This window comes from Nocardioides sp. (assembly GCF_050699375.1).
In the GTDB taxonomy this organism is placed as follows: Bacteria; Actinomycetota; Actinomycetes; order Propionibacteriales; family Nocardioidaceae; genus Nocardioides.
Window position 1 is genome coordinate 1 of record NZ_JBOHDN010000123.1, and the last position, 5583, is coordinate 5583.

General features: G+C 68.5%; 5 protein-coding genes. 3 read left to right on the forward strand and 2 right to left on the reverse strand.

The annotated features are described in order from the left end of the window. The first annotated feature begins 89 nt into the window (after nucleotides 1-89). Nucleotides 90-941 (forward strand): bifunctional methylenetetrahydrofolate dehydrogenase/methenyltetrahydrofolate cyclohydrolase, encoded by an 852-nt coding sequence (locus tag ACRDPS_RS08805; protein WP_431501250.1) that lies wholly within the window; start codon nucleotides 90-92, stop codon nucleotides 939-941. A gap of 4 nt (nucleotides 942-945) precedes the next feature. After that, on the forward strand, nucleotides 946-1326 hold the full coding sequence (locus ACRDPS_RS08810; RefSeq protein ID WP_431501251.1) for a DUF3017 domain-containing protein: 381 nt from the start codon (nucleotides 946-948) through the stop codon (nucleotides 1324-1326). Nucleotides 1327-1376: 50 nt separating this feature from the next. Here the strand turns inward: ACRDPS_RS08810 and ACRDPS_RS08815 are convergent, their stop codons facing one another. Next, complete coding sequence (locus ACRDPS_RS08815) at nucleotides 1377-2480, reverse strand: MIP/aquaporin family protein (RefSeq protein WP_431501252.1); 1104 nt, start codon at nucleotides 2478-2480, stop codon at nucleotides 1377-1379. A 268-nt stretch (nucleotides 2481-2748) separates the two neighbouring features. Here ACRDPS_RS08815 and ACRDPS_RS08820 point away from each other — a divergent pair, with 268 nt between their 5' ends. Next, nucleotides 2749-4953 carry an NADP-dependent isocitrate dehydrogenase gene (locus tag ACRDPS_RS08820; protein ID WP_431501253.1) on the forward strand — a complete coding sequence of 735 codons (2205 nt, stop codon included), beginning with the start codon at nucleotides 2749-2751 and terminating at the stop codon, nucleotides 4951-4953. Between the two features lie 79 nt (nucleotides 4954-5032). Here ACRDPS_RS08820 and ACRDPS_RS08825 read toward each other — a convergent pair. Next, nucleotides 5033-5583, reverse strand: a 551-nt coding sequence (locus tag ACRDPS_RS08825; RefSeq protein ID WP_431501254.1) for a hypothetical protein, incomplete at its 5' end; no start/stop codon positions are given.

Consider the following 5583-nt stretch of genomic DNA (forward strand, 5'->3'; position numbering starts at 1 on the left):
GCCGAGTCGGCGCAACTGCCCCAGCGGAGCGCGTGGCGCGCCCCGCGGCGTACGAAGTTCTTCGAGACCAAAGTGACAGGATTGATCACGTGACAGCACAGAAGCTGGACGGCACCGCGACGCTGAAGACCATCAAGGCCGAGCTGGCCGAGCGGGTCGAGAAGCTGAAGGCACAGGGCGTGACGCCCGGCCTCGGCACCGTCCTGGTGGGCGACGACCCGGGCAGCCGGTGGTATGTCAACGCCAAGCACAAGGACTGCGCGGAGATCGGCATCGAGTCGATCCGCGTCGACCTGCCCGCCACCGCCACCCAGGCCGAGGTCGAGGCCGAGATCGACCGCCTCAACGCCGACCCTGCCTGCACCGGCTTCCTGGTGCAGCAGCCGACCGGCCTGGACGAGTTCGCGCTGCTCTCCCGCGTCGCCCCGGAGAAGGATGTCGACGGGCTGCACCCGTACAACCTCGGCAAGCTCGTCCTCGGCGAGGACGGTCCGCTGCCGTGCACCCCGGTGGGCTGCATCGAGCTGCTGCGTCGACACGGGGTCGAGATCAAGAGCGCCGAGGTCGTCGTGGTCGGCCGCGGGCTCACCGTCGGCCGCCCGCTGGGTCTGTTGCTGACCCGCCGCAGCGAGAACGCGACCGTGACGCTGTGCCACACCGGCACCCGCGACCTGGCCGCGCACACCCGCAACGCCGACATCGTGGTGGCCGCCGCGGGCGTGCCGGGCATCATCACCAAGGACATGGTCAAGCCCGGAGCGGCCCTGTTGGACGTCGGCGTCTCCCGGGTCGACGGTAAGATCGCGGGAGACCTGGCCGAGGACGTATGGGACGTGGCTGGCTGGGTGTCGCCGAACCCGGGTGGGGTGGGTCCGATGACACGTGCCATGTTGCTCTCCAATATCGTCCTCAGCGCCGAGAAGGCTCTGGAAAGGCTCTGACACCGTGTCCGTCCACCCCCCGCTCCCGGAACGCGCCCGCTGGCGAAGCGCCGCGCCGGAGGCTCCCGCGCCGGTGGAGGAACCCGAGCAGGACAAGACGGACCCCCCGGACGTACGCAGCTTCCCCTCGACCATCGGCGGCTACGTCTACCTGGTGGCGCTGACCGCGGCGATCGTCGGTCTGGGGCTGGTCGGCTTCGGGACCTGGCGGGTCGGGATCATCGTCCTCGCCGGAGGCGTGGGCGCCGCGTCGCTGGGCCGTGCGGTGCTGCGCACCAAGGACGCCGGGATGCTCGCCGTACGCAACCGCTGGTTCGACGTCGCGCTGCTGGCCCTGACCGCTGCGGCCCTGTGGGCCCTGGCGGTCACCGTTCCGGGCGACTGAAGAAGGAAGGCCGCCCCGAGGGGCGGCCTTCCTGGGTTTCGAGAGTGTGACTACTGCTCGATCGGGACCCACTCCTGCTTGGCGTAGTCCCAGCGCCAGCCGTCCTGCTCGTAGACCGGCAGGTCACCCTCGCCGCCGGTCTGAGTCGGCTGCTGCCAGGCCTGCTGGCCGCCGCCGGAGACGATGGTGCGGTCGCTCGTCTCGGGCGCGGCCGGAGCCGCCGGGGCGGCCGGAGCAGGATCAGCGGCCGGAGCCGCGGGAGCCGCCGGAGCAGCGGCCGGAGCCACGGGAGCCGCCGGCGCGGAAGCCTGGGAGTCCCAGGCCTGGAAGTCCCGGGACGAGGCCTCGCTGCCACCGCCGACGGCGAAGCCGGCGCGTGCGAGCTCGCCGCCGTGCTTGCCGAAGATCAGCGGGTAGAGAACGCCGGCGACCGCGCCGCCGAGGGCCGGGACGATCAGGAAGATCGGCACCTGCACCAGGTAGTCGCCGCCGGAGAAGAGCGCCGGGGCGAAGGAGCGGGCCGGGTTGACCGAGGTGCCCGTCAGCGGGATGCCTACGAAGTGGATCGCAGCCAGGGCCAGACCGATGGCCAGCGGCGCCGCCGGGGCATTCGGAGCGGCGCGGTTGTCGGTGACCGCCAAGATGATGAAGACGAAGATGAACGTCAGCACGAGCTCGACGAGGATCGCGCCCACGATGTTGGTGCCACCGAGGTCGCCGAAGCCGTTCGCGCCCAGGCCGCCGTCGCTCCAGCTGTTGTAGCCGGAGGCGAGCCCGATGAGGAACAGAAGGATCGCACCGAGGATCGCGCCGACGAACTGAGAGCCGACGTAGATGCCAGCGTCCTTCCACGACAGCCGGCCAGAGACCGCCGCGCCCACGCTGACCGCGGGGTTGAAATGACCGCCCGAGATGCGGCCGAAGGCGTAGGCGCCGATCAGGACCGCGATACCGAAGGCCAGGCCGATGGTGCCGACGTCGAGGAACGACAGCGAGTCGACGCTGCCCGCGCCGCCCCCGGCGTGGGTGGCTCGGCTGACGACCGCGACGACGGACCCGCAGCCGATGAACACGAGGATGAAGGTGCCGATGACTTCGGCCGCGACCTTCTGGATGATGGTCGGCTCAGCCGCCGACAGTGATTCCTCAGTCATGTCCCCTTTAACCCTTCAATGTCTGTTGACGTCGGTCAGACCCATCGACACCCGAGAAGCACTCAGGTATCAGCAGTCACCTGAACAACATGGAGGTGTTGAGACACAGTAACTCTTTTGCGACGGCGCATCGTGGTGCTTAGGTGGGGCGGGGCGGTGTCACATCACCCTTTCTGATATCTTGATGTCAAGACACTTTCTGTCGTCCGGGACCCCGGCCTCAGTCACCAGCAACGCAGATCGCAACTTGTCAGGAGTAGCCACAGCAATGGCCGCACGAATCATCTACACCCACACCGACGAGGCGCCGCTGCTCGCGACGTACTCCTTCCTTCCGATCGTCTCGGCCTACGCGGCCAAGGCGGGGGTCGAGGTCGAGACGCGTGACATCTCCGTGGCCTCGCGCATCCTGGCCCAGTTCGGCCTGGCCGACGACGCGCTCGGCGAGCTCGGTGACCTGGCGAAGACGCCGGAAGCCAACATCGTCAAGCTGCCCAACATCTCCGCATCCATCCCGCAGCTGAAGGCCGCGATCAAGGAGCTGCAGACCCAGGGCCACCAGATCCCCGACTACCCGGAGTCGCCGAGCACCCCCGAGGAGGAGGAGGCCCGGGCCAAGTACGACAAGGTCAAGGGCTCCGCGGTCAACCCGGTCCTGCGCGAGGGCAACTCCGACCGGCGCGCGCCGGGCTCGGTCAAGGCGTACGCCAAGGCTCACCCGCACACCAACAAGCCGTTCCCCGACGGCTCCAAGACCGACGTCGCGACCATGGGTTCCCACGACTTCAAGTCGAACGAGAAGTCGGTGACCATCCCGGCCGACGACACCCTCTCCATCGTGCTCGAGAAGTCCGACGGCGAGACGGTGACGCTGCTCGCCGAGCTGCCGGTGCTCGAGGGTGAGATCGTCGACTCGACGTACATGTCGGTCGCCAACCTGCACTCCTTCCTCGAGAACGCGCTCGCCAAGGCCAAGGCCGACGACGTGCTCTTCTCGGTGCACCTCAAGGCCACGATGATGAAGGTCTCCGACCCGATCATCTTCGGCCAGGTCGTGAAGGTCTACTTCAAGGACGTCTTCGCCAAGTACGGCGCCGACCTCGACGCTGCCGGTCTCTCGGCCAACGACGGCCTCGGCGCGATCCTCTCGGGCCTGTCCGAGCTGTCGAACGGCGCCGAGATCGAGGCCGCCTTCAAGGCCGCCATCGAGACGGGACCGCGCCTGTCCTACACCAACTCGGACAAGGGCATCACCAACCTGCACGTGCCCTCCGACGTCATCATCGACGCCTCGATCCCGGCCCTGGTCCGCAACGGCGGCAAGCTCTGGGGCGCCGACGGCGGCGAGGACGACACCCTCGCGGTGATCCCGGACTCCTCCTACGCAGGCGTCTACCAGACCGTCATCGACGACGTGAAGAAGAACGGCCCGCTCGACCCGGCGACGATCGGCACCGTGCCCAACGTCGGCCTGATGGCGCAGAAGGCCGAGGAGTACGGCTCGCACGACAAGACCTTCCAGGTCGAGGCAGCCGGCACCATCCGCGTACTGAACAAGGCCGGCGACGTGCTGCTCGAGCACGACGTCGAAGCCGGGGACATCTGGCGTGCCTGCCAGACCAAGGACATCCCGATCCGCGACTGGGTCAAGCTCGCTGTCAGCCGCGCCCGTGACTCCAAGACCCCGGCGATCTTCTGGCTCGACGAGTCCCGTGCTCACGACGCATCGCTGATCGCCAAGGTCACCAAGTACCTCGCGGACACCTCGATCGTGGGCGACACCGATGGCGCTGACATCAAGGTCCTCGCGCCCGAGCTGGCCACCGCCTACTCGCTCGAGCGTCTGCGCGACGGCGAGGACACGATCTCGGTCACCGGCAACGTGCTGCGTGACTACAACACCGACCTGTTCCCGATCCTCGAGGTCGGCACGTCGGCGAAGATGCTCTCCATCGTCCCGCTGATCGCCGGCGGCGGTCTGTTCGAGACCGGTGCGGGCGGTTCGGCGCCGAAGCACGTGCAGCAGCTGGTCGAGGAGAACTATCTGCGCTGGGACTCGCTGGGCGAGTTCTTCGCGCTGGTGCCCGCCTTCGAGAAGTACGCCGAGCAGGCCGGTACGCCGGGCGCGACGGTGCTCGCGGGTGCCCTCGACCGGGCGACCGCCACGTTCCTCGAGAACGACCGCTCCCCGGGCCGCAAGCTCGGCACGACCGACAACCGCGGCTCGCACTTCTACGTCGCGCTCTACTGGGCCCAGGAGCTCGCCTCGCAGACCGAGGACACCGAGCTCGCCGCGGCCTTCAAGGGCCTCGCCGACACCCTCGCCGCCAACGAGGACAAGATCGTCGAGGAGCTCCTCGCGGTCCAGGGCAAGCCCGCCGACATCGGCGGCTACTACCTGCCCGACGGTGACAAGGTCTCCGCCGTCATGCGTCCCTCCGCGACGCTCAACGGGGCCATCGACTCTCTCTGACCCGCCCTTCGGTGGTCGAGCTTGTCGAGACCCGGCCCGGCACGGATTCCGTGCCGGGCCGGGTGCGTTTGGCGCGGCGTCAGGGCAGCAGCAAGCCGGCGCCGATTCCAACCAACAGTCCGGCTGCCACCCCGCACAGCGCGAACAGTGATGTGCTGCCCCATCCGATCGGCGGCTTCTTGAAGCCGGGCAGCGCCATCGCAGACTCGTACTGAGTCTTCATCGCCTCCGGTGCGGCAGTTGAATCCAGGACTGCAACATCAGGGTGGGCAGGATCCAGGCGCACGCCGACGTAGGACCGTGCGCGGTTGCCGAGCGCGCTCGTCGGTGCGAGTGCGATCGCCAGCCGCGCCCCCTCGGGGGCGATCACTCGCAGCATCATCACGATGGCGGGTGGGGACGTGGGGGCATATCCCGCGACGTACGCGTTCCGCTTGCGAGAGATGCGACGGCGCACGACCTGAGCAGGGGCCGGAGCGACATGGGCGGACCGATCGGCGGCGATCGCCGGGCTCGCGGACGCGACCTCCCGCATGAGCGCCTTGTCCGTACGGCGAGCTACGACGATGAGCAAGATCGAGACCGCGACGACCAGCACGAAGTAGACGACGAGCGCGACCAGGAGGCTAC

Bases quoted from the DNA above. Each gene is read 5' to 3' on its own strand.
- ACRDPS_RS08815 (WP_431501252.1), bottom strand. From the start codon at position 2,480: ATGACTGAGGAATCACTGTCGGCGGCTGAGCCGACCATCATCCAGAAG.
- ACRDPS_RS08820 (WP_431501253.1), top strand. From the start codon at position 2,749: ATGGCCGCACGAATCATCTACACCCACACCGACGAGGCGCCGCTGCTC.